The following is a 23454-nucleotide window of genomic DNA, read 5'->3' as shown; positions in this document are numbered from 1 at the left end:
TGCGTTCTGACGTCTGGAGCGGTGGTACACCGCTGGTCCCGACCGTCGCGTAGTAGCAAGTTCATTTTGGACCGGTGCCGAGCCGACCGAAGGCGTATTGACAACACTGTGTTCGATCGGCGGCGTATGTGGTTGCGCAGTGCCGCCTCCGAGACCGGCATACGCGCCGCAGCGCGCCCGAACTCCGTGGGTTCGGGCGCGCAGGCTGCGTAACGGGTCAGGCGGACTTCCGCTCGGTCAGCCGCTCGGCGGCGGTGATCGGGGCGTCGGAGCTGACCAGGTAGCGCTGCAGCGTCGAGCGGTCGTCCAAGAGCAGCCAGTCGATGGCATCGCTGAGCTCGGGACGGCGTTCCTTGGTGGTGATGCCGAGGCGAGCACCGGGGGCGGCGGTCGCGTCCTGAGCCACTGATGCCGGAATCGCGCCGAGCTTGACGACCGCGGATGTGGCAACCGTGGCTTCGATCTGCGGGTCGATCGCCAGCGCAATCCGCGCGTGCCCTGCGGCGCCACGGGCGATCAGCACTCGGGCCAGCCGGTTCGCCCAACGATCCAGCTCGACGTTGGCGAGCTTCCCCGAGTTGCCGAGGACCGCGGCCTGCTCGAGCTCGGCTGCGTTGCGCAGGCGCGGCTGCAGCTGGATGACGTTAGTGGCGGGCGTTTCGACCAGAGTGCTCATTGCGATCCCCTCAAAGGTTCCGTCTTGTTTCTCGGTGTACCTCTAATCTCCCTGCTGGGAGGGGCTGGCGACAGCTACCCAAGCGCTGGTAGGAGCACTCCAAGGGTGTGCGAATCCATACCCAAGGTGTGCGAGGAAGACCGGCCGATCAAGCCATTCGCAATGACAACGGAGTGGGTTTTGCGAGTGAGGAGTGCGTGGCCCGTCTCGGCTCCGAGTCGTTGATGTGCGCGTGGCGCGGGCGCGAGTCTCGCTCTTCCGCCATGCGTGCGTAAGGTGCCGGCCGCTGCGTTATCACCGACCACAACGGAGAGGTTTGCGAGCGACCCGTTCGCGGCCCCTTTCGCGTCCTAGTCGTTGATGTGTATGTTCCGTAGGTGCGAGTGTGGCTCTTCTGGCATGCGTGCGTAAGGTGCCGGCCGCTGCGTTATCACCGACCACAACGGAGAGGTTTGCGAGCGAGGGGTGCGCGGCCTGTTTCAGCTCCGAGTTGTTGATCTGCATGTTCGCGGGCGCGAGTCTCGTCTTCCGACATGCGTGCATCAGGTGCCGAACACCCCCGCCATCACCAACCACAACGGAGCGAGTCTTACGAGCGACCGTTCGCGGCCCGTCTCGCGTCCGAGCCGTCGAAGCGCATGCGACGAAGTCGCGAGTCTCGACGGCTCGGACGCGAGACACCAGGGGGCCGCGAACACGCCGCGGCGGAGCCGCGGCCAAAGATTCAGTCGACGTAACCGTTCAAGCTGCTGCGCAGATCGGCGAGTAGTGCACGGGCGGCGGTGAGTCCGTTACCGTGCCACACGGTGTCTTCGACGGCGAAAACGCGCTTATCGGCGGAGGCGCTGAGATCCTTCCACGCATCGCTGCGCAGCACTGCCTTACCGTGCTGCTCACCGGTTTCGCCCGCGAAGATGACGTAGATGATGTCGCCCTCGACCTTGGTCAGATCCTGTTCGGTCACCTCGAATGAGGTGCCGCGCTGCGCGGTCGGCCGCTGCACGCCCACATCGGCGAGGACCTGTCCCGCGAAACTATTGCTGCCTTGGACCTGATCCTGATCGGCCGTGAAGCGCACCATCGAGGCTTGGGACTGGCTGGCGCCCAGGGCATTACCGGTCTCGCGTGCTTCGTTGCGGTAGTTCTCCAATGCCGTTGCCGCGGCATTGCGACGCCCGAGACCGGCCGCGAGCGTGTTGAATTCGGCCTGCCAGCCGCTGGCGGGATCGGCCAGAACGGTCGGCGCGATCGCCTGCAATGCGGCGAAACCGCCTGGGCCACTGGATATATCGCCGATGATCAGATCCGGATGCAGGGCGGCGATCTGTCCGAGATCGGGCTGTACCGCCGAACCGACCGCGGGAATCTTCAGCACGCCGTAACCGAGATACATGGGCTGCGAGCGGGGTCCGTCGATCGGAACCGCGCCGACGACCCGTTCCCACAGGCCGACCGCACAGGCGGCGTCCAAGGCGGAGGTGGACAACACCACGACGCGCTGCGGATCCGCGGGCACTTCCGAGGTGCCCGCGGCGTGGGTGACGGTGCGGGTCTTGCCGTTCGACGGATCGGGTGCGCTCGGCAGCGGGCAGGCCTGCGAGGTGTCGCGCTCGAGGCCTACTACACCCGCGCCCGCGATATTCGTCGTGGTGCGAATGATCGAGCTGGCGTCGTCTTGCTGACTGCAGCCCGCGACCAGCAATGCGGCGCAGAGCAGGGCGACCGCGGTGCCCCCGTGCCGGACCGCGTGATTCCTGGCGGTGTCGTATCGGCGGAAGTCTGTGCGGTTTCGGGTGCGAACAAGGGCGCTCACCGGCATGCGGGTGAGGGTACCGCGTGGTGTGGGTGCCGGGACGCGAAGGCCACCACCGCGCGCATGCCGCGTCCGCGCCACAGCGGCGGACCGCCCGGAATCCTGCTGTTCTACAGCGGATTCCGTGCGGTCGATCGGCTACTTGGTATTGCCGCCGATGCTGAAACGTGCCCCGGTCGGGTCGGCGACCTGCGCGATCCGGCCGTAGGGGGTGTCCTCCGGCTGGGCCAGCACGGTGCCGCCCAACTCGACGACCTTGGCTACGGCCGCGTCGACGTCATCGGCGCCGAAGTAGATCTTCCAACCCGCCGGTACGCCCTTGGGCAGGTATGCCGAGGCATCCATGACACCGCCGAGCATCGGGGTGGTGGCGTGGATGGTGGTGTAGCGGAACTCCGGGGAGTCGGAGATGGCGAAGGTATCGTTCCAGCCGAAGACCTCGCGGTAGAAGTCGAGCGAGCGCGCGTAATCACGGGTGTGGAGTTCGAACCAGGACGGGATGCCGACGTGGTCGCTCCATGTGCCGCCCGAGGCGATGCCGATGGTCTCGAAACCGCCGAAGGTGCCGGTCTGCCAGATACCGACGCCCGCGCCGCCGACGTCGCCGAGCACGGCCATCGCGCCGAGGTCGCCCACATCCATGGGTGGCACGACGACCACGCCGCCGTGCTCAGCTGCCGCATCGGCGGTGGCCTTGGCATCGCGCGAGGCGAGGTAGACCGTCCATTGGTCGGGTCCCTCTACTCCGTCCTCGCTCTTGCCCATGCCACCTGCGACGGCCTTTCCGTCCTTGCGGAAGGTGATGTAGCCGCCGAATTCCTCGTCCGCGCGATCGGCGGTCCAGCCGAACAACTCGCCGTAGAAGGCAATGGCACCGTCTGGATCAGAGGTGTAGACGTCGACCCAGCAGGGATCGCCGGTCTTTGGGGCGGGCCCACCCGTTGCCCGACCGCCGCCGCTGATCGAATCGCTACGCGATGCTGTACTCATCAAAGGTCTCCTTGCCGAGAGAGTGGATCACTGTCACCGATAGAGACGTCGGCGGGTCGGGAAAGTCATCGCACGCGCTGCGGCCGAATGCAGATTGTCGCCGTAGTTGCCCGCAGCGTGAAATACGACGCAGAGTAGGACCCGTGCGGATGGCCGCGACAGCACCGTTTACGATCTCAGGAGCGCAAGCGAACTCCTCGTCTGTCCCCGGTTGTGGGGCGGATGCGAGCAGCGGAGCCTGCGGAGCGACCTAAAGGCACCTTTCAGGAGGATCAGTGACTGCCGTAGAGCCAAAGCCAGTCCCTCAGTTGGAAGCGACTCGGCCGTATCCGGCTCGGACCGGGCCGAAGGGCTCGTTCATCGTCAAGATGGTCACCACCACCGACCCCAAGGTCCTTGGTGTCATGTACCTGACCACCTCGATGGCGTTCTTCCTCATCGGTGGTCTGATGGCCCTGCTGATGCGTGGTGAACTGGCGCGGCCGGGTCTGCAGTTCCTGTCTCCGGAGCAGTTCAACCAGCTGTTCACCATGCACGGCACGATCATGCTGCTGTTCTACGCGACCGCGATCGTGTTCGGTTTCGCCAATATCGTGCTGCCGCTGCAGATCGGCGCACCCGACGTCGCCTTCCCGCGACTGAATGCCTTCAGCTACTGGCTGTACGCATTCGGCGCGACCATGGCGACCGCGGGCTTCATCACCCCCGGCGGCGCCGCGGACTTCGGGTGGACGGCGTACGTGCCGCTGACCGACATCCTGCACTCGCCCGGTGTCGGCACCGACCTGTGGATCCTCGGCCTTGCGGTCTCCGGTCTGGGCACCATCCTCGGTGGCGTCAACATGCTGACCACCGTGGTCTGCCTGCGTGCCCCCGGTATGACCATGTTCCGGCTGCCGATCTTCACCTGGAACATCGCCGTCACCAGCGTCCTGGTGCTGCTCGCCTTCCCGCTGCTGACCGCCGCGCTGTTCGGCTTGGCCTACGACCGCCACCTCGGTGGCCACATCTACGATCCGGCCACCGGCGGCATTCTGCTCTACCAGCACCTGTTCTGGTTCTTCGGCCACCCCGAGGTGTACATCATCGCGCTGCCGTTCTTCGGCATCGTCTCGGAGATCTTCCCGGTCTTCTCCCGTAAGCCGATCTTCGGTTACACGACGCTGGTCTACGCGACCCTGGGAATCGCGGCGCTGTCGATCGCGGTGTGGGCGCACCACATGTACGCCACCGGCGCGGTGCTGTTGCCGTACTTCTCGTTCATGACCTTCCTGATCGCCGTCCCGACCGGTGTGAAGTTCTTCAACTGGATCGGCACCATGTGGCGCGGCCAGCTCACCTTCGAGACGCCGATGCTGTTCTCCCTCGGCTTCCTGGTCACCTTCCTCTTCGGCGGCCTGTCCGGCGTCATCCTGGCCAGCCCGCCCCTGGACTTCCACGTCACCGACTCGTACTTCGTCGTCGCGCACTTCCACTACGTGCTCTTCGGCACCATCGTGTTCGCCACCTACGCCGGTATCTACTTCTGGTTCCCGAAGATCACCGGACGCATGCTGGACGAGCGCCTGGGCAAGTGGCACTTCTGGACCACCTTCATCGGCTTCCACACCACCTTCCTGGTGCAGCACTGGTTGGGCGCCGAGGGTATGCCGCGCCGCTACGCCGACTACCTGCCCGGTGACGGGTTCACCACGCTGAACACCATTTCCACCATCGGTGCCTTCATCCTGGGCGCGTCGATGCTGCCGTTCATCTGGAATGTGTTCAAGAGCTACCGTTACGGCGAGGTCGTCACGGTGGATGATCCGTGGGGTTACGGCAACTCACTGGAGTGGGCCACCACCTGCCCGCCGCCGCGGCACAACTTCTACGAACTGCCGCGCATCCGTTCCGAGCGTCCCGCTTTCGAACTGCACTACCCACACATGGTGGAGCGGATGCGGGCCGAGGCACATGTCGGCTGGGGCTCGGGCAAACATGCCACCGAGGTGCACGAAGGCGCCCTGGCAAAGCACTAGGCGCAGTAGCGTCACCACGATGAGTTGTGCACCTGCTGGTATCAGTGGGTGCACACTCATTTGTGGGAGAAGCATCAACCGGAGCGTTGCGACATCGGGGTCCAGCACAGCTCCGGCAAACAACTAACTTGGAGCACCTCAGTTGGCCGACACCACCGTCCTCGCCACCGTCACCGGGCCCGACCGGCCCGGTGTGACCTCCGTGCTACTCGCGGCGATGTCGCGGCATTACGTGAGCCTGCTGGATGTGGAGCAGGTCGTCATCCGTGGCCGATTGACCCTCGGCGTGCTGGTCACCTGCCCGAGTGATCCCGAGGCGCTGCAGGACGAGCTCGAAGAGGCGATGAATACCGTCGGTATGCATGTCGATGTCGAAGTCGACGCGCAGATCGGCAGGCAGCCGATGTCCACCCATGCGGTGGTCATCCTCGGCGCGCCGGTGACCGCGCGCGCATTCAGTTCGGTCTCCCGCCAGCTCGCCGCGCTCGGCGCCAATATCGACACCATTCGCGGCATTGCCGACTATCCGGTGACCGGCATGGAACTCATGGTTACCGCCACCGACACCGGCCCGGATTCCGATGCGAGGCTGCGCACGGCGCTGGCCGAGGTCGCGGTCGCCGAACAGGTGGACGTCGCGGTGGAGCGGGCCGGACTGGCCCGCCGGGGCAAGCGACTGATCGTCTTCGATGTCGATTCGACCCTGATCCAGGGCGAGGTGATCGAGATGCTCGCCGCACACGCCGGGGTGGAGGATCAGGTCCGCGAGGTCACCGAGGCGGCCATGCGCGGCGAAATCGACTTCGCCGAGTCACTGCGTCAGCGGGTCGCGACCCTCGAGGGGCTGGACGAATCGGTGATCGAGGAGGTCGCGGAGCGGATCGAGCTGACGCCGGGCGCGCGCACCACCATCCGAACCTTGCGCCGCATCGGATTCCGCTGCGGTGTGGTGTCGGGCGGCTTTCGGCAAGTGATCGAACCGCTCGCGCACGAGTTGGAATTGGACTTCGTGCAGGCCAATACGCTCGAGGTCGTGGACGGCAAGCTGACCGGCCGGGTGGTCGGAGAAATCGTCGACCGTGCCTTCAAGGCCACTGCGCTGCGCAAGTTCGCCGCGGAGGCGGGGGTGCCGATGGAGCAGACCGTGGCGGTCGGCGACGGTGCCAACGACATCGACATGCTCAATGCGGCCGGGCTCGGTGTCGCCTTCAATGCGAAGCCGGCGTTGCGCGAGGTCGCCGATGCGGCTCTCTCGCACCCCTACTTGGACGCCGTCCTGTTCATCCTCGGCGTGACCCGCGACGAGGTGGAGGCTGCCGATGCCCGCGACGGCGGAATACGTCGCGTGCCGCTCGTCGGCAGCTGACTCACGTCCGGCGATTATCTCCGGAGGATGTGGTGCTGGAAGTCGCTCCAGACGGTTCGGCGTACAGGACTCCCGCGGGAATTCGGCAGGCTTCACGAAGCTTGCACTCGAGTGCGACCTGCCGTGAGAGGTCGCGCCCGCGCAGCATGTTGACGATCGAGGTGGAGTGATGTCGAGTATCCCGGAGAGCACCGCCGGATTCCGGGACGGTGGTACGGCGGAGCCCGAATTGTCAACGGGTGTCGAGGGTTTCCGTATTCGACATGCGGAGCTGGCGCGCGGTTACGGCGGTCTCGGCGATCCCGAGGATCCCGCCCTGGTGCAGGCCATGCAGATGGTGCTGCACATTCCGAAGGTCGATCCGCCGCGACGCAGTGCGCTGCTGGAGGCCGCTGCGGCGGCCACGGTGGCGCTGTGCCTGGATGAACGGGTCGGACCCGAGGGGGTGTGGGAGCAGCGGTTCCTGGCCTGGAAGCGGTCCCGGATCCGCAAGGTGGCGCGTCGGGCGCGCGGTGCGCAGTGGCTGGCCGCCGATGAGGTCGACGGGGTGACCGTCGAGGTGGACGGTGCGCAGGCGCGGGCCTTCGTGCCGGGGCCGGTCGGTGCGGTCGACCCGCGGATCAGGCGGCTGCAGATCAATGGCACCGATCTCGAACACGACGATCCCGGACCCGCCGATCCCGACCTGCCGGTGCTGTGGGTGAATGCGAAGCTCGGCATGACGCTCGGCAAGGCCGCAGCGCAGGTCGGTCACGCCAGCATGTTGCTCGCCGGTGCGCTTACCGCGGAGGAGGCGCTGCGGTGGTCACAGCGCGAGTTCCGATGCGCGGTGCGCGAATCCGGACCGCAGCGGTGGGCGTCGCTGTGCGAGCAGGTGTCTCGCGGACAGGCCGTCGCGGTTCGGGACGCCGGTTTCACCGAGGTCGCGCCGGGTTCGATAACGGTGATCGCGGTACCGGGACAATCATGATTGCCCGCTGGCAATGATCGTCGCGCCGATGTTCGGCTGCACCGATGAGTCCCCTGAAAATCCGCCGCGAGCGGTGCGCCCACCGGCCGTGGCGGCCTGTCTTCGCGGCCGAATGGCCACGTCGTGGCTACCGGCATGGGTCGGTCGTACGAACAGCGCGCATTTGGGCCAAGATGGAGCCCGTGCCGCAACCGGATCCCGATCTGCTCATTGATTTCACCGACGTGACCATCCGACGTTCGGGTCACACCCTCGTCGGCCCGGTCACCTGGCAGGTCGAGCTCGACGAACGCTGGGTGGTCCTCGGACCCAATGGCGCGGGCAAGACCTCGCTGCTCCGCATGGCCGCCGCCGAAGTGCATCCGACCTCGGGCATTGCCCATTTGCTCGGTGAAGTCATCGGCAAAACCGATGTCAGCGAGCTACGACCGCGCATCGGCTGGTCCTCGGCCGCGGTGGCCAGCCGGATTCCGCGCGAGGAGAAGGTCAGCGATCTGGTGGTCTCCGCCGGGTACGCGGTCCTCGGCCGCTGGCGCGAGCGCTATGACGATGTCGATACCGACCGCGCCATCGATATGCTCGAAAGTCTCGGAGCCGAACATCTTTCCGATCGCACCTACGGAACGTTGTCCGAGGGGGAGCGCAAGCGGGTGCTGATCGCCCGCGCGATGATGACCGATCCGGAGCTGCTGTTGCTCGACGAGCCCGCCGCCGGGCTCGATCTGGGCGGTCGCGAGGAGTTGGTGGAACGTCTCGGCGATCTGGCATCGGATCCCGATTCCCCCGCCATGGTCCTGGTGACCCACCATGTCGAGGAGATTCCGCCGGGCTTCACCCATGGCCTGCTGCTGAACGAGGGCGCGGTCGTCGCACAGGGTTTGCTGCCGGATGTGCTGACCGCTGAGAACCTGAGCGAGGCGTTCCGACAGTCGATCGCGCTGGATCGCGTCGACGGTCGGTACTTCGCGCGACGCGCGCGTCGTTTGGGGCGGCACCGTTCGCGCTGACGGCATACGAGTGATCTGGATTACGCCGTAAAACAAGCACGCGTTAGGGTGCAAGAGTGAGCGGGCGTGAATCAGCAACAGAGCGCGCAATCGCGCATGACGGAGCCGAGCGTGAGCGAGGTGCGGTCGTGCGCGGGCGTCAGCGAGTGAGCCGTCAGCACAAAGCGCGATCGCGCATGACGGCGCCGGATGTCAGCGCGGCGCGGTCATGAGCGAGACGAACGCGCAGCAGCCGATTCCGTCGCTGAGGGACGCGTCGACGGTGATGTTGGTGCGTGACGGTGCGACTGGTCCCGAGGTATTCCTGCAGCGCCGGGTCGGGGCGATGGCCTTCGCCGCCGGTATGACCGTTTTCCCCGGCGGCGGTGTCGATCCGTCCGACGGCACCGCCGATATCGAATGGGCCGGACCCGAACCCGCTTGGTGGGCCGCGAAATTCGGCACCACCGAACCGAGGGCCAAGGCGCTGGTGGCGGCCGCCGTACGCGAAACCTTCGAGGAATGCGGTGTGCTGCTGGCCGGGCCGACCGGCGAAACCATCGTCTCCGATACCACCGGCTACCACGATGCCCGTGCTCGGCTGGAGCGGCGTGAGGTCTCGCTCGCGGCCTTCCTCGCCGAGGAGAAGCTGGTGCTGCGCGCGGATCTGCTGCGGCCGTGGGCGAATTGGATCACCCCGGTGATCGAGCCGCGGCGCTACGACACCCGGTTCTTCGTCGCGGTCCTGCCGCAAGGACAACTCGCCGACGGTGCCACCTCCGAGGCGGCAGAGGTGCAATGGCGCACCGCGGCGGAGGCGCTCGAGCGTTGGCGCGCTGGCAGCGATGTGCTGTTGCCGCCGACCTGGTCGCAGCTCGACGCCATTGCCGAATTCGCTTCCACCGCGGAGATTCTGGCCGTCGACCGGGTGATCGAACCGATCATGCCGGTGCTCACCGGTGACAACGGGCGGCAGGTGCTCGAATTCCCGGAAAACCAGCGCTACTTCGCCGGATTGCCGGATACCAGCAGGCTCCGGGGATCCGCGCGTCCGTGAGGCAGTAGGTTTCCTGCCATGGCCGAATTCGTGACCCTGGAGTTGCCCGAGGATCCCGCCGTCCGCGGCGTTGCCGTCCTCCGGATCGACCGCCCGCCGCTGAACTTGCTGAACGCACAGCTGGTTCGGGAGGTGGCCGAGGCGGCGGCGGTTGTCGCCGCGCACCCCGGGGCAGCGGCATTGGTTGTCTACGGCGATGAGCGGGTCTTCTGCGCGGGCGATGACCTCGTCGAACTCTCCGGGCTCGGCCCGGATCAAGCCGAAGCCATGGCCGCCGATCTGCAGGTGGCACTGGGCTGCCTTGCCAAGGTGCCCCAGCCCACCGTCGCCGCGATCAGCGGCTACTGCCTTGGTGGCGGTCTGGAACTCGCCCTTTCCGCCGACCGCCGCATCGTCGGCGACAATGTCAAACTCGGCCTGCCGCAAATCAAAGCGGGCCTCATCCCGCTCGCGGGTATCCGCCGCCTGTCCCTGCTGATCGGCCCCGGCCCCGCCAAAGATCTCGTCTACACCGGCCGCTTCGTCGAGGCCGAAGAGGCCCGCACGCTCGGCCTGGTCGACGAAGTCGTCGCCCCCGACGACGTCTACACCACCGCCCTGCGCTGGGCCCGACAATTCACCGACGCCCCGACCCGAGCCCTCGCCGCCGCCAAGTCCGTCTTCGAGGCAGGCCCCCACGGCCTGGACCGCGCCCGCACCGAATGGACCACCCTCTTCACCACCGACGACCGCCGCATCGGCACAGAGTCCTACCTTGCCGACGGCCCAGGTTCGGCAACGTTCGTCGGACGCTGAACTCCATCGGTCAAGTGCGATCGGCGGCTTCGTCCGGCTGACGCTTCGGCGTGTTTGTCGTTACTGGCCGGTAGCTCAGGTTTTGCGGTGCTGCGGTCGGTTGCCTCGGGATTGGGCGAGCCGAGTGCCGACGTGGGGTGTAAACAGGAACACGTTCCTGGGTGGTGGGTGGGGTGACTTCCGCGGCGCTCGATGATCGTGAGCCCCGCTCGAGCCCCAGGTTGCTGGCCGCATCCGGGGTAGTCGGCGACGCGCGGGTAGATCATCGGGCAGGATCAGAACCAGAACGAGTCTCGGGGGAAGTGATGGCAATCCGAAATCAGGGTCCTACTCACTGGTCCGCTGCACACGTGCGGCGCGGGGTTGGCTAGGCTTGCCCACCATGACGGTCCACCCCGATGACCCGGCGCCGAACCCGCATGCCACCGAGGCCGAGGTCGAAGCAGCGCTGAAGGATACGAAGCTCGCCCAGGTGCTCTATCACGACTGGGAAGCCGAGACCTATGACGACAAATGGTCGATTTCCTATGACGAGCGCTGTATCGACTATGCCCGCGGCCGGTTCGACGCCGCGGTCGGCCCGGCGCCGCTGCCGTACGAGCGTGCGCTGGAACTGGGCTGTGGCACCGGTTTCTTCCTGCTGAACCTCATGCAGGGCGGCATCGCGAAGTCCGGTTCGGTCACCGACCTGTCGCCGGGGATGGTGAAGGTCGCACTGCGCAATGCCGAGAACCTCGGGCTCGATGTCGACGGCCGTGTCGCCGATGCCGAGACCATCCCGTACGAGGACGACACCTTCGATCTCGTCGTCGGCCACGCGGTGCTGCACCACATCCCGGATGTGGAACTGGCGCTCAAGGAGTGCCTGCGTGTGCTGAAGCCGGGCGGACGTTTCGTCTTCGCCGGTGAACCGACCACCGCGGGCAACTTCTACGCTCGCTGGCTCGGCCGCATCACCTGGAAGGCCACCACCACCGTGACCAAGCTGCCCGCACTGTCGGGTTGGCGGCGTCCGCAAGCTGAACTGGACGAGTCCTCGCGCGCCGCGGCGCTGGAGGCGGTCGTCGACCTGCACACCTTCGATCCGAGCGACCTGGAGGCCATGGCCCGGCGTGCCGGTGCGACCGACGTCAAGGCGAGCACCGAGGAATTCGCGGCGGCGCTGTGGGGCTGGCCGGTGCGCACCTTCGAGGCGGCCGTGCCGGACGAGAAACTCACCATGGGCTACCGGATGGCCATGTACCGCGCGTGGCTGCGGCTGAGCTGGTTGGACGAGAACGTCATGCGCCGGGTGGTGCCGCGCCAGTTCTTCTACAACGCCATGATCACCGGCGTGAAGCCGGGCGCCGCCGCCAAGTAGTGGGCTACCGCTTCGGCCGCGAGGATGTCGTCTTTCTCGGCAGTGCGGCGGGTACCGCCGCGCTGACCGAGGTGGACCGGCTGGAGCTGACACCCGCGACGCACCTGCGCGATTTGGAACGGGTGCGTCGCGAATTCGGCGAGCGGTCGGGGGCTCTCGTGGAAACGGTGCGCCTGCGCCGTCGTGCAGCGGCCAAACTCGTCGATACCGGGCAATGGCTGTTCACCGATGACTCGCTGCAACAGGCGACACCGACGCTGGTCGCCCGCCACCGTGCCACCCGCCTGTCCGGACGCGCCGTACACGATGTGACCTGCTCGATCGGCGCGGAACTCGCCGAGCTGGCCCGCACCTGCCCTTCCGTACTCGGCAGCGACCTCGACGACGTGCGCCTGTCCATGGCCGCACACAATCTCGCGGCATCCCGAAATGTCCTGCTGGCCAAGGCCGATGCCCTTGTCCCGACCAGTACCGGCACCGTAGTCATCGCCGATCCCGCCCGCCGCGCGGACGGCCGCCGCACCCACGATCCGGCCAAACTGCAACCCCCGCTACCGGATCTGCTTGCCGCTTATCCGGGCCGCGACCTAGCCGTAAAGTGCGCTCCCGGACTGGATTTCGACCGCCTGAACTGGTCCGGCGAGATCGAGGTCGTCTCACTCGACGGCGCGGTCCGCGAAGCCTGCCTGTGGTCGGCAGGTCTTTGCGACCCCGGCACAACCCGCCGTGCGACAGTCCTCACCTCCCGTGGCGAATCCGCCACCTACACCGACGCCGCCCCCGATGAGATTCCGCAACAGCCCCCCGGCGAGTGGATCATCGACCCCGACGGCGCCATCGTCCGCGCAGGCTTGGTCCGCCACTACGCCGCTGAACACGGTCTCTGGCAACTGGACCCGCAAATCGCCTACCTGACCGGCAACACCGTCCCTCGAGGCGTCCGCGGCTTCCGCATCCTCGACCGCCTCGAATTCCGCGAAAAATCCCTCCGCCGAGAACTGACCCGCCGCAACTGTGGCCCCCTGGAAATCCGTATCCGCGGCCTCGACATAGACCCCGACACCCTCCGCAAACGCCTCAAGCTCCGCGGCACCACCCCCTACACCCTCATCCTCACCCGCCTATCTCGTACCGCCGCCGCCTTCCTCTGCTCCTAACCCCCCGGGAATGCGCCTCACCCACCGGGAATGCACTTGCGTCACCGAGAATGCACTGTCGGCGCCCGCGTCCCGACGCAGACCGGTGACGATCAAGTCCCCAGAACTGCGCCCGCCCCCACAGCACCGTTGCCTTATCGGCCCGGCCATGGCGTCGAGAATGTAATGGGGGCGGGGTCACTTCGGTGTTCACCGCGACCAGCGATGGTGATCACGGCCCAGGACCGCGCTGCACCCCAACCGCACGCCACACCGTACTCGCACACGCCCCCTCCCCGCGCTCGCCGGCGTCGAGAATGCCACATGCTCTCGACGACCCAGAGCGCCTACCGCTCGGGCTTGAAGGTGAAGACTTCGCCTATCCGGGTAGCAAGGACTACCTCGCCCTTGGGGCCGATGGAGGTGCCGGTGGTGGTGCCCTTCGCGTTCGGGAGGACATCCGAGTCGACGGTTGTGCCGGTTTTGGTATCGAAGGTGATCAGATTGATGCCATCGCCGATGGCGGCGGCCGTGTAGCCGGTGTCACCCGCGGTTTGGACGGGGATGCCGCGCAGGGTGAGATCCTTACGTTCCCAGGCGATTTCGGCGGTGTCGCCCTTATCGCGCAGTGCGAGCAGGTGGCCGTCGTCGCCCGCCGGGATGATCAGGCCGTCGCTGGAGACGGAAATGCCGCCGCGCGGAGCCCAATCCAGCGGCTGCACCCATTTGGTGCGGCCGTCGGCGGCATCGACCGCGATGAGGCGCTTGGAATTGTCGCCGACGTAGACGGTGCGGCCGTCGGCGGACAGCGTCGGACTGGTCGCGCTGCCCTCGGTCAGCAGGTCCGCGCTCCATTCCTGCTGAATCTTATTGTCGGCGTAGCGCAATGCGACCAGTGCGGCAACCGGCTTGCCCGGCTTCCACAACGTGACGAAGAAGCGGCCGCTGGACACCTCGATCGGCGAGATATTGGCGACCGGGCACTGCGGCCCGCCGACCGCGCAGTCGTCGAGACCCTGACCGGATGCGGGGCGGATGAGGTCCGGATACTCCAGGAAATCGGGGTCGCCGAGCAGTTGGGCGGTGCCGACGACGCGCTCGCCGGTCTGGCGGCTCAGCACATCCATCTGACCGGACTGGGTGACCGTCAGGATGTTCCCGTCACCGGTGAATTGCGCCGAAACCGGTACGCCCGCAACGGGAGTCCGCCAACGCGGCTGTCCGATGGAGTTGAACGCATTGACCCCGCTGTCGTCACCGACATAGACATTGGTCCCGCTGTCGACCACCGACGGCGCGGAGATCGCATTCGGTCCCAGCGCGTTGCAGAAGCGCTTGCGGCCGGTCGGCATCTGCAGCGAGAGAATGGCGCAGTTGTTGGGGGCCGACGTGGTGAGGAACATTTGCCCGTCCGGGCCGATCGTCAAGGGTTCCTCGATCGGCCCACCGACCGGTCGTGACCAGCTCAGCGAGAGCTTCCGCGAGCCGGTGACCGGGCTGACGCCACTGTTGCGGCCGCCGTTGTGCGCGGTGGTCCAGCCTTTGCCGGATCCGACGGTGATGTCGTCGACATCGGTACCGCAGCCCGTCAGTATCAGGGCCCCGATGGCCGCCACCGCACCCAGTCGGGACAGGGTCAGCCTGCGCGCCGGATTGGCCAGTACGCCGCCGCTTCGCACCTGCTGCACTCCTGTCGTCGTGGACGTGACCGAAAGCGTGTCCGCCCCCCGGATACGTGCACCGCCCAAGTCGGGTTGCCCGCGTGGAGGTTCGCCGCCGTCGGCGGCGCAGCGATCACTGTACGGGAGGGTCGGCCGACGTTGTACGGGTCCCGGCGGTGTTTGTCGACCGGATAAGCTCTAAGCCGTCGCGACCGGGACGGTCGCCATGGAAGGACCACGACAGGAGATGAGTTCGTGACGAGCATGTGGGGCGCACCGTTGCGCTCGCGGTGGCGCGGCTCGCGCCGCCGGGATCCGCAGCAAGCGCGATTTCTGACGCTGGCTTCGCTGCGCTGGGTCCTCGCGAACAAGGCGTACACGCCTTGGTACCTGGTGCGGTACTACCGGCTGTTCAAATTCAAGGCGGCCAATCCGCATATCGTGCTGCGCGGCATGGTCTTCCTCGGCAAGCGCGTCGAAATCCACGCGACCCCTGAACTGGGCCGGATGGAGATCGGACGCTGGGTGCATATCGGCGACGGCAACGCCATTCGCTGCCATGAGGGTTCGCTGCGGATCGGCGACAAGGTCGTCTTCGGCAAGGACAATGTGGTCAACACCTACCTCGATATCGAGATCGGTGAATCCACGCTGGTCGCGGACTGGTGCTACATCTGCGACTTCGATCACCGCATGGACGACATCAATATGCCGATCAAGGATCAGGGCATCGTCAAGAGCCCGGTCCGCATCGGCCCGGACACCTGGATCGCCGCCAAGGTGACCGTGCTGCGCGAAACCCGCGTCGGCCGCGGCTGTGTGCTGGGCGCGCACGCGGTGGTCAAGGGCGAGATTCCGGACTACAGCATTGCCGTCGGGGCACCCGCCAAGGTTGTCAAGAATCGCAAGGCGACTTGGGAGGCCGGAGCCGAGGAGCGCGCCAAATACATTGCCGCGCTGGAAGATATCGAGCGCAAGAAGAACGGCGCCACCCAGTCGGTATAAATACCATCGGGCCCCGGGATCCGGACTGGACCCGGGGCTCGTGTTCTTTCGGACGTCGTGCGTCGGTGCCAGTCGGTACGGTCACGGCATGAACAGGTACGCGGCGCTGTTGCGCGGGATCATGCCGACGAACCCCAATATGAAGGGGGAGAAGCTGCGCGGGGTGTTCGAGGGACTCGGATTCGAGAAGGTCGCCACGGTATTGGCCAGTGGGAATGTGGTCTTCCGTACCGCGGACACCGATATCGCGAAGTTGGAAGCCCGCATCCAGGACGCGCTGAACAGCGAACTCGGAATTCCGGGCGGCACCATCGTGCGCACCTACGACGAACTGCGCGAGCTGCTCGATACTGATCCGTTTCCGGGCCTGACCCACGGTCGCGGCACCTACCTCACCGCGACCTTCCTCAAACAGGCCCCGCCGAACGTTGCCGAAGAGCTGCGCGAACACTCCGAACCCGGCGTCCGGATCGTCGGCTACGACGCGGCGGCCCGCGTCGTCCTCGCGGTCATCGACAACACCGAACCGCGCACCCCGAATTTCATGGCCTGGATGGAGAAGACCTATAGCAAGGAGATCACCACCCGCACGTGGCTCACCATCCAGAAGATCGTCAAGAAGATGGAGAGCTAGCGCTACTTCGGATCCCGCTCGGGGAGGGGGCGTTCGATGATGGTGGGGCGGCCGAGGGGGTTGCGAACGCGGCGTTTGGCCGAGGAGTAGACCAGGGCGGTTTCGGCGGCCACGACATCCCAGGCGAAGTCGGCGGTGAGGCGTTCGCGGGCGGCATAGGCGCGGTCCTGGGCGGCGGCCGGATCGTCGAGGGTGGCGCGCACCGCATCGACGATGCCGTCCACGTCCGCCGGTTCGAACGACGCGCCGGTGACGCCGTCGATGACGGCCTCGCCGAGACCACCAGCGGTGGAGGTGATCAGCGGAGTACCGGCGGCGGCGGCTTCGAGTGCGACGATTCCGAAGGGTTCGTAGCGGCTCGGTAGCACGATGGCATCGGCGCCGTGCAACCAGCCGAGCAGTTCCTCGTGATCGAGCTGACCGGCGAAGGTCACCGCCCGCGCGACCCGATGCACCCGGGTGCGTTCGCGCAGCCATTCGAACTGGGTGCCGATACCGGCGACGGTCAATGTTGTGCCGGGGTGGGCGCGGCGGATGCGTGGCAGCGCGGCGATCGCGTCCTGCACGCCCTTCTCGTACTCGAGTCGACCCACGTAGAGCAGACGCGGCGGGCCGGTACGCGGTGCGCGCGGCCGAAAAGTCCAGGCGCCCACATCGATTCCATTGCGGATCACCGTCATCGGTACCCGCTCGGGCCCGTAGAGCCGCTCCACCTCGTCCTGCATGGACGTGGAGCAGGTGATCAGGGCATCCGATTCATTGGCCAGCCACCACTCGACCGAATGCACCTGCTTATTGACCCGACCCGAGACCCACCCGCTGTGCCGCCCTGCCTCGGTGGCGTGGATGGTCGACACCAGCGGCACGTCGTAGTACTCGGCCAGCGCGATCGCCGGATGCGCGACCAGCCAATCGTGTGCGTGCACGACATCCGGGACCCAGCCGTCGCCGATGCCGGGCTTGCCGAGTGCGACACCCGCGCGCACCATGGCGTGGCCCATGGCCAGCGTCCAGGCGAGCATGTCCTCGCCGAAGTCGAAACACGGCGGATCCTCCGCGACCGCGACCACCAGCACGCCATCGGCGATGAAGGAGTGGGTGGGGTGGGTCACGGAGTCGGTGCCGGAGGGGCGGCGGGCGAGCACGACAACTTCGTGACCGGCCGCGGCCAGTTCGACCGCCAGGTGATGCACATGGCGGCCCAACCCACCGACCACAACCGGTGGGTACTCCCACGACACCATCAAGATCTTCATGAATGTCCTTATCAGGCGGAGTCTCGGTCCGCGATCGCCAGCCGCCGTGCGTCCAAACTCGGGAAGAACCCGTCGGCCGCCCCCCATCCTGCCGCCAACTGGTGTGCTTTGGCGACTTGGCCCGCGCCGACGGCGGCCGCTATTTCCCGCACGGCGTGGGCGTGTCGGTGCGCGCGGTCGCGTGCGTAGCCGGCCGCGGAGTCCTTGCTGACCATGAATGCCCAGTCGCTGGACACGGTGAGGATGGCCTCGCGCAGCAGTTGATCGGCGACCGGGTCGCGCAGTGCTGGACCGCCGTCCGCGGCGCGCATTTTGTCGACCGTATCGAGGGTGAGCCGGACTATATCGTCGTTCAGTTCGACCAGGTCTTCGACCTGGTCACCGGCCCACACTCGCCAATCCTTACCCGAACCCCAGGACGAATCGGCCAGCGGGACCGGTTCGCCAACGAACCCACGCGCCCTGGCATCGGCCAGGGTGCCAACCGTGACGCCAGCCTCGGGCAGTGCCCGCAGCACCTTGGCCAGCCACTGCGGACCCTCATGCCACCAGTGCCCGAACAACTCGGTATCGAATGCGGCGACGACCAGGGCCGGACGTCCGATCCGCGCCGATTCGTCGATCAGTCGTTCGCGCACGGTACGCACGAAATCGTCGACATCGCGAACCACGGCCGCGGCCGCCAGTTCCGGGTCGTACGGGGCCTTGTCCGGGCCGGCGATCGTTTTGCCGGTGACGCGGGCGGGCTTGAGACCCGTGGCATGGTCATAGTGATGAAAGTCACGGTAGGCGCTCTGCCCCGGATAGCCGGACTTGGGCGACCAAACCCGGTAGCTCACTTGCAGATCGCGCCCGAAGGCCACCACATCCGATTCCCGGACCGGGCGGCCGAGGGTGGTATCGCCGCGCAATGCGGGCCCGTCGACCATGAAATGTGTCACCCCGGCGGCCGAGTATCCGGTCTCCATGTCGGGGGTGTAGCCGCACTCGGGTGCCCAGATGCCGGTCGGGGTGTGACCCCAACGGTGTCTGGCATCGATCAGACCCTCGCTGAGCTGGAACGCGCGCAGCCGCGGGTGCAGCAGGGGCTGAAACGGGTGCGCGAGCGGGCCGCCGAGCAGTTCGATGGCCTCGGCGTCGATCAGCTGCCGCCACACCGGCGCCGCGCCGTGGCTCCAGTGCAGTTCGAATTCCGCGAGCGCTGCCGCGGCCAGCCGGTGCTCGTGTCTGCCGAGCGCGATATTGCCCGCCATCGCGGCTTCGTCGGCGCGCAGCTGCCAATTGCCGAGCCAATGATGCATGCCCGCAAGACAATGTGGATCATCGAGCTGGGCGGCGAGCACCGGTGTGATGCCGAGGCTGAGCAGATGCGAATGGCCCTCCGCGGCAAGGGTTCTCAGTACATCGACGACCGGAAGGTAAGAGGCTGCCCAGGATTGGTAGAGCCATTCCTCGCCGACCGGCCAGCGGCCGTGGTGGGCCAGCCAGGGCAGGTGGGAATGCAGGACCAGGGTGAACTGGCCGGGAACTTCTTGTCTACTCAAGGCTTCACCGCGATGGCGACCAGGTCGAGGCTCGCATCGATGTCCTCGGTGCTCAGTGCGAAATCATCGATGGCGACCGCTGCGACATCGGCGGTCAGCTCAGCGGGCCACGGCTGTCCGGCCAGCGCGCGCTCGATCTGTGCATCAATGAACGAACCACCGTGTTTGGCATCCAGCGCCTTCAGCGTCGGCCCGTGGTGCACACCGGTCATGAGCGTGACTCGGAAACCCGCGTCGACGAGCAGTTCGGTGAGTTCGTCGGCATTGAGTTCACGGGTGTGGAACGGGTTGAGCGGGGTATCGCGCCCGGGGGAGAAGGTGATCCGGTTCGGCGTGCTGATCAGCAGTTCGCCGCCGGGACGCAGCACCCGCAGGCACTCCCGGATGAACTGCCCCTGGTCCCAGAGGTGTTCGATCACTTGAAAATTCACCACGACATCGACCGTCTCGTCCTCCAACGGCAGCGCGGCGAGATTGCCTTGGATCATCTCCACTCGCGGATAACGCGCGCGCACGTGCTCGACCGCACTGGTGTCGTAGTCCAGACCGATTACTTTGGTGGCCACATCGGCGATCATGTTCGCGCCGTAACCCTCACCGGATCCGGCCTCCAGCACCGTCTTTCCGGCGCATCGCTCGAGCAGGCGCGCATAGACGATCTCGTGCCGACGGAACCAGTAGTTCTCCTCGGCGATGCCGGGTACGGTCCGCTCGCCGGTCAGCGGCAACGGCTCCAAGGCCGACTCGGGAGTAATGCCCGGGGTGGTGCCCACTGCGGCAGGGATCACAGCCTCGCTCATCGCTCCGACGTTACTGGTACGGCGGCCGCACATTATCGCCAGGATCGCTGTTGTGAGAGAGAAGCAACTAAGTTACCCATGAGTAACTTAACGTAGGGTAGTGTCACGCCCTGAGCTACCAACAAGGACGTACGGCGCCGCTCGTGCGACCACCACACACGTGTAACCAAGAACAGGAGGTCGACGAAGACCGATGCCGAACATCGTCGTACTCATCAAGCAGGTTCCCGACACCTGGTCCGAGCGCAAGCTGACCGACGGTGATTTCACCCTCGATCGCGAAGCCGCCGACGCCGTTCTCGACGAGATCAACGAGCGCGCCGTCGAAGAAGCGCTGCTGATCAAGGAGGCCCAGGGCGGCGAGGTCACCGTGCTGGCCGCGGGTCCGGACCGGGCCACCGAGGCCATCCGCAAGGCGCTGTCCATGGGTGCCGACAAGGCCATCCACATCAACGATCCGGCGATCCACGGCTCCGACGCCGTGCAGACCGCCTGGGTGCTTGCCAGCGCGCTGGGCCAGGTCGAGGGTGTCGAGCTGGTCATCGCGGGCAACGAGGCCACCGACGGTCGTTCCGGTGCGGTCCCCGCGATCATCGCCGAGTACCTGGGCCTGCCGCAGCTGACGCATCTGCGCAAGCTGACCGTCGACGGTGACAAGATCACCGGCGAGCGCGAGACCGACGAGGGTGTGTTCAAGCTGGAGGCCACCCTCCCGGCCATCGTCAGTGTCACCGAGAAGATCAACGAGCCGCGCTTCCCGTCCTTCAAGGGCATCATGGCCGCGAAGAAGAAGGAAGTGCAGACCTTCACGCTGGCCGACCTGGGCGTCGACCCGTCGACCGTCGGTGTCGCCAACGCGGGCACCGCCGTCACCGCGGCCACCCCGAAGCCCCCGCGCACCGCGGGCGAGAAGATCGCGGACGAGGGCGACGGCGGTACCAAGATCGCCGCGTACCTGGTTGGTCAGAAGATCATCTGATCCCGCCCGAGACTGCTTAGGAGAGAACACAAATGGCAGAAGTACTTGTGCTCGTCGAGCACGCCGACGGTGCGATCAAGAAGGTCAGCACCGAACTGCTCACCGCCGCGAGCACACTCGGTGAGCCCGCCGCCGTCGTGACCGGCCCGGCCGGTACCGGTGAGAAGCTGGCCGACGCGCTGGCCGCCGCGGGCGCCGCGAAGATCTACATCGCCGAATCCGACGATGTCGAGAACTTCCTCGTCACCCCGAAGGTCGATGTGCTCGCGGGTCTGGTCGAGTCGATTTCCCCGGCCGCGGTGATCGTCGCCGCCACCGCCGAGGGCAAGGAGGTGTCGGGCCGCCTCGCCGCGCGCATCGGCTCCGGCCTGCTCGTCGATGTCATCGACGTCAAGTCCGACGGTTCGGTCGTGCACTCCATCTTCGGTGGCGCGTTCACCGTCGACGCCAAGGCCACCGGCGACGTGCCGGTGATCTCGGTGCGCCCGGGCGCCGTCGAGGCCACCGCCTCGGCCGGTGCGGGTGAGAAGGTGACCGTCGAGGTACCCGCACAAGAAGAGGGTGTTGTGAAGGTGACCTCGCGCGAGCCGATCGTCGGTGGCGACCGTCCGGAGCTCACCGAGGCGAGCATCGTCGTCTCCGGTGGTCGCGGTGTCGGTTCCGCCGACAAATTCGCGGTCGTCGAGGCGCTGGCCGATTCGCTCGGCGCCGCCGTCGGCGCCTCGCGGGCCGCGGTCGACTCCGGCTACTATCCGGGCCAGTTCCAGGTCGGGCAGACCGGTAAGACGGTCTCCCCGCAGCTCTACATCGCCCTCGGCATCTCCGGCGCCATCCAGCATCGCGCCGGTATGCAGACCTCGAAGACCATCGTCGCGGTCAACAAGGACGAAGAGGCCCCGATCTTCGAGATCGCCGACTACGGCATCGTCGGCGACCTGTTCAATGTCGCCCCGCAGCTGACCGAGGCTGTGAAGGCGCACAAGGGCTGATAGCTCAGCGCTGTTCGAGTGGCCCCGGCCGGAAACGGCCGGGGCCACGGGGTTTTCCGGGGCTATCATTGCGGCATGTCCCTGCCCCGCCTCGAGCGTCCTGACCTGCCTGAGTACATGACTTGGGAGGAACTGGAGCGTCTACCCGGCGAGATCGCGGAACAGATCGAGCTGTGGGAGGGGCGTGTGGTGTGTGGTGTGGGTACGCCGAGGTCCCGGTGAACATCAGATATTCATGCGCCGATTGACTCATGAGCTCGAGCGGTGCGCGCGCAACGATATGGCGGCAGACGCTGAACGCTGCTGGGTGGCCAATCTCGAAACCAATGTCTTTCTCGGGAACAGCGGGAAGTCCGACTTCCTCACCCCCGATTTCTTGGTGCGCCGCTGTCTTGGTGGGGCTTACCGGGACGTCCGCGCGGCCGATACCGTGCTGGTAGGCGAAGTGCTGTCACCGTCCAATATCCCGTCCGATATCGAGGCCAAGAAGAGTCGGTATGCGAAGGCCGGGATACCGTGGTATTGGGAAGTGACTCTGAAAGCGGATGTCAGCGCCATCGCATTTATCCGTGCGTACGGCTTGGAGATCGGGTACGCGCAGCTACCCGACGGGATCAGCCCGCTGCACCCAGCCGCGTATCGGATCGTCGGGGAATGGGTTAACGACGGCGAGGAGCGAGTGTCATTCACGCACCCGTTCCCGATCGATGTTCCGTGGACAGCGCTCGCCTACTGACGGGATGCCATGTGACTCAGTGCATCGAACCGCACCCGGAAGTGTTCGGCGTCGTCTCCGTGTGTTCGCTCGGCAATATCGCGCACCGGTCGCAGTTCAGCTACCAAGCGCGCCGATGCAAGCCGCCGTTATCGAGCCAGCGAGGCGGCCGAATCTATAGGACTGGCAACCATTTTGGGCTACTGTTCGAAGGCGCTGACTGACTGCGAGTTCTGGGGCAACGGGGGGTTTGCATGACCAACGTCGATGACAATGGCGGCCTTCGAGTGGAATCGGCATCGTCGACGCTGGGTGGCGGCCTAGCGGCCAGTGCTCGACAGGAACAGTTCAGCCTTGCTTTCATCCGCATGGTCGCTGCTGCTGCGGGTTGTTCGATCAAGAGTCATGCAACCGACTACGACGGAGTTGACATCACGATCGTGGCGTCTGCGGAGTACGAGCGGTACTACTGTCCAGAATTCGAGATGCAGCTCAAGTGCACGACACAGCATCACCTACTCAAAACCAGCCATCTGGCATAGTCGCTGGAGCGTGACCGGTTCCTCAAGCTGGTGAACCATTTCAAGCCGCATGTACTGAGAACATGCGGCCAACCTTGGTGAGATCGAGGATCATAAGGCCAGCAAGACTGTCCACCTACCCAGAAGTAACCTGTTTGATGTTGGTGGGCTTCAGAGCATTAT

Annotated in this window: 22 protein-coding genes; 15 read left to right on the top strand and 7 right to left on the bottom strand. The window is 66.2% G+C overall.

The features are described 5' to 3' along the window. Window positions 1-217 precede the first annotated feature (217 nt). From ACQP2U_RS32490 to ACQP2U_RS32480, 3 genes are all read right to left on the bottom strand, one after another. Window positions 218-676: an AMP-binding protein gene (locus ACQP2U_RS32490; RefSeq protein WP_433710948.1), complete on the bottom strand. Its 459-nt coding sequence runs from the start codon at window positions 674-676 to the stop codon at window positions 218-220. A gap of 724 nt (window positions 677-1400) precedes the next feature. Further along, entirely contained in the window at window positions 1401-2495 is a 1095-nt protein-coding gene (locus ACQP2U_RS32485) for an ABC transporter substrate-binding protein (protein ID WP_433710947.1), read from the bottom strand. 132 nt (window positions 2496-2627) lie between these two features. Continuing rightward, the gene (locus ACQP2U_RS32480; protein WP_433710945.1) at window positions 2628-3479 is read right to left on the bottom strand and encodes a VOC family protein; all 852 of its coding nucleotides are present in this window, start codon (window positions 3477-3479) and stop codon (window positions 2628-2630) included. 275 nt (window positions 3480-3754) lie between these two features. Here ACQP2U_RS32480 and ctaD point away from each other — a divergent pair, with 275 nt between their 5' ends. The 8 genes from ctaD to ACQP2U_RS32440 all read left to right on the top strand — a co-directional run bounded on the left by ctaD (window position 3755) and on the right by ACQP2U_RS32440 (window position 13188). Further along, window positions 3755-5497 (top strand): aa3-type cytochrome oxidase subunit I, encoded by a 1743-nt coding sequence (gene ctaD / locus ACQP2U_RS32475; protein ID WP_397032658.1) that lies wholly within the window; start codon window positions 3755-3757, stop codon window positions 5495-5497. Window positions 5498-5639: 142 nt separating this feature from the next. Beyond that, on the top strand, window positions 5640-6863 hold the full coding sequence (gene serB / locus ACQP2U_RS32470) for a phosphoserine phosphatase SerB (protein ID WP_433710944.1): 1224 nt from the start codon (window positions 5640-5642) through the stop codon (window positions 6861-6863). 169 nt (window positions 6864-7032) lie between these two features. After that, the gene (locus tag ACQP2U_RS32465) at window positions 7033-7833 is read left to right on the top strand and encodes a peptidyl-tRNA hydrolase (protein WP_433710943.1); all 801 of its coding nucleotides are present in this window, start codon (window positions 7033-7035) and stop codon (window positions 7831-7833) included. 173 nt (window positions 7834-8006) lie between these two features. Further along, entirely contained in the window at window positions 8007-8840 is an 834-nt protein-coding gene (locus ACQP2U_RS32460) for an ABC transporter ATP-binding protein (RefSeq protein WP_397032710.1), read from the top strand. Window positions 8841-9048: 208 nt separating this feature from the next. Then, window positions 9049-9876, top strand: coding sequence for an NUDIX hydrolase (locus ACQP2U_RS32455; RefSeq protein ID WP_397032653.1), 828 nt, complete (start codon window positions 9049-9051; stop codon window positions 9874-9876). An 18-nt stretch (window positions 9877-9894) separates the two neighbouring features. Next, window positions 9895-10671 carry an enoyl-CoA hydratase-related protein gene (locus tag ACQP2U_RS32450; RefSeq protein ID WP_433710942.1) on the top strand — a complete coding sequence of 259 codons (777 nt, stop codon included), beginning with the start codon at window positions 9895-9897 and terminating at the stop codon, window positions 10669-10671. A gap of 382 nt (window positions 10672-11053) precedes the next feature. Next, window positions 11054-12031: a class I SAM-dependent methyltransferase gene (locus ACQP2U_RS32445; RefSeq protein WP_397032650.1), complete on the top strand. Its 978-nt coding sequence runs from the start codon at window positions 11054-11056 to the stop codon at window positions 12029-12031. Continuing rightward, window positions 12031-13188: a THUMP-like domain-containing protein gene (locus ACQP2U_RS32440; RefSeq protein WP_433710941.1), complete on the top strand. Its 1158-nt coding sequence runs from the start codon at window positions 12031-12033 to the stop codon at window positions 13186-13188. Before ACQP2U_RS32445 ends, ACQP2U_RS32440 begins: the two co-directional genes overlap by 1 nt. A gap of 326 nt (window positions 13189-13514) precedes the next feature. Here the strand turns inward: ACQP2U_RS32440 and ACQP2U_RS32435 are convergent, their stop codons facing one another. Beyond that, window positions 13515-14846 (bottom strand): PQQ-binding-like beta-propeller repeat protein, encoded by a 1332-nt coding sequence (locus ACQP2U_RS32435; RefSeq protein ID WP_433710940.1) that lies wholly within the window; start codon window positions 14844-14846, stop codon window positions 13515-13517. Between the two features lie 237 nt (window positions 14847-15083). On the opposite strand from ACQP2U_RS32435, the gene ACQP2U_RS32430 reads away from it, so the two are divergent. Both ACQP2U_RS32430 and ACQP2U_RS32425 read left to right on the top strand, forming a co-directional pair. Continuing rightward, window positions 15084-15833 (top strand): acyltransferase, encoded by a 750-nt coding sequence (locus ACQP2U_RS32430; RefSeq protein WP_397032644.1) that lies wholly within the window; start codon window positions 15084-15086, stop codon window positions 15831-15833. 88 nt (window positions 15834-15921) lie between these two features. Beyond that, window positions 15922-16467 carry a DUF1697 domain-containing protein gene (locus ACQP2U_RS32425; RefSeq protein WP_433710939.1) on the top strand — a complete coding sequence of 182 codons (546 nt, stop codon included), beginning with the start codon at window positions 15922-15924 and terminating at the stop codon, window positions 16465-16467. A 2-nt stretch (window positions 16468-16469) separates the two neighbouring features. On the opposite strand, the gene ACQP2U_RS32420 is transcribed toward ACQP2U_RS32425, so the two are convergent. The 3 genes from ACQP2U_RS32420 to ACQP2U_RS32410 are packed head-to-tail and all read right to left on the bottom strand — an operon-like array spanning window position 16470 to window position 20067. Beyond that, entirely contained in the window at window positions 16470-17723 is a 1254-nt protein-coding gene (locus ACQP2U_RS32420) for a glycosyltransferase family 4 protein (RefSeq protein ID WP_433710937.1), read from the bottom strand. An 11-nt stretch (window positions 17724-17734) separates the two neighbouring features. Further along, window positions 17735-19267: a 1,4-alpha-glucan branching protein domain-containing protein gene (locus tag ACQP2U_RS32415; protein ID WP_433710935.1), complete on the bottom strand. Its 1533-nt coding sequence runs from the start codon at window positions 19265-19267 to the stop codon at window positions 17735-17737. Continuing rightward, window positions 19264-20067: a class I SAM-dependent methyltransferase gene (locus ACQP2U_RS32410; protein WP_433710934.1), complete on the bottom strand. Its 804-nt coding sequence runs from the start codon at window positions 20065-20067 to the stop codon at window positions 19264-19266. Before ACQP2U_RS32410 ends, ACQP2U_RS32415 begins: the two co-directional genes overlap by 4 nt. 193 nt (window positions 20068-20260) lie before the next feature. On the opposite strand from ACQP2U_RS32410, the gene ACQP2U_RS32405 reads away from it, so the two are divergent. From ACQP2U_RS32405 to ACQP2U_RS32385, 5 genes are all read left to right on the top strand, one after another. Beyond that, window positions 20261-21046: an electron transfer flavoprotein subunit beta/FixA family protein gene (locus ACQP2U_RS32405; protein WP_062984976.1), complete on the top strand. Its 786-nt coding sequence runs from the start codon at window positions 20261-20263 to the stop codon at window positions 21044-21046. A 32-nt stretch (window positions 21047-21078) separates the two neighbouring features. Next, window positions 21079-22035 (top strand): electron transfer flavoprotein subunit alpha/FixB family protein, encoded by a 957-nt coding sequence (locus ACQP2U_RS32400; protein ID WP_433710932.1) that lies wholly within the window; start codon window positions 21079-21081, stop codon window positions 22033-22035. A 75-nt stretch (window positions 22036-22110) separates the two neighbouring features. Next, window positions 22111-22257, top strand: a complete 147-nt coding sequence (locus tag ACQP2U_RS32395; RefSeq protein ID WP_433710930.1) for a hypothetical protein — start codon at window positions 22111-22113, stop codon at window positions 22255-22257. 13 nt (window positions 22258-22270) lie between these two features. Continuing rightward, entirely contained in the window at window positions 22271-22771 is a 501-nt protein-coding gene (locus tag ACQP2U_RS32390) for a Uma2 family endonuclease (protein ID WP_433710928.1), read from the top strand. Between the two features lie 233 nt (window positions 22772-23004). Beyond that, entirely contained in the window at window positions 23005-23292 is a 288-nt protein-coding gene (locus ACQP2U_RS32385) for a DUF4365 domain-containing protein (RefSeq protein ID WP_433710927.1), read from the top strand. The last annotated feature ends 162 nt before the right edge of the window (window positions 23293-23454 follow it).

This window comes from Nocardia sp. CA-084685, from assembly GCF_050955785.1.
In the GTDB taxonomy this organism is placed as follows: Bacteria; Actinomycetota; Actinomycetes; order Mycobacteriales; family Mycobacteriaceae; genus Nocardia.
This window is presented reverse-complemented; position numbering and strand designations above follow the sequence as displayed.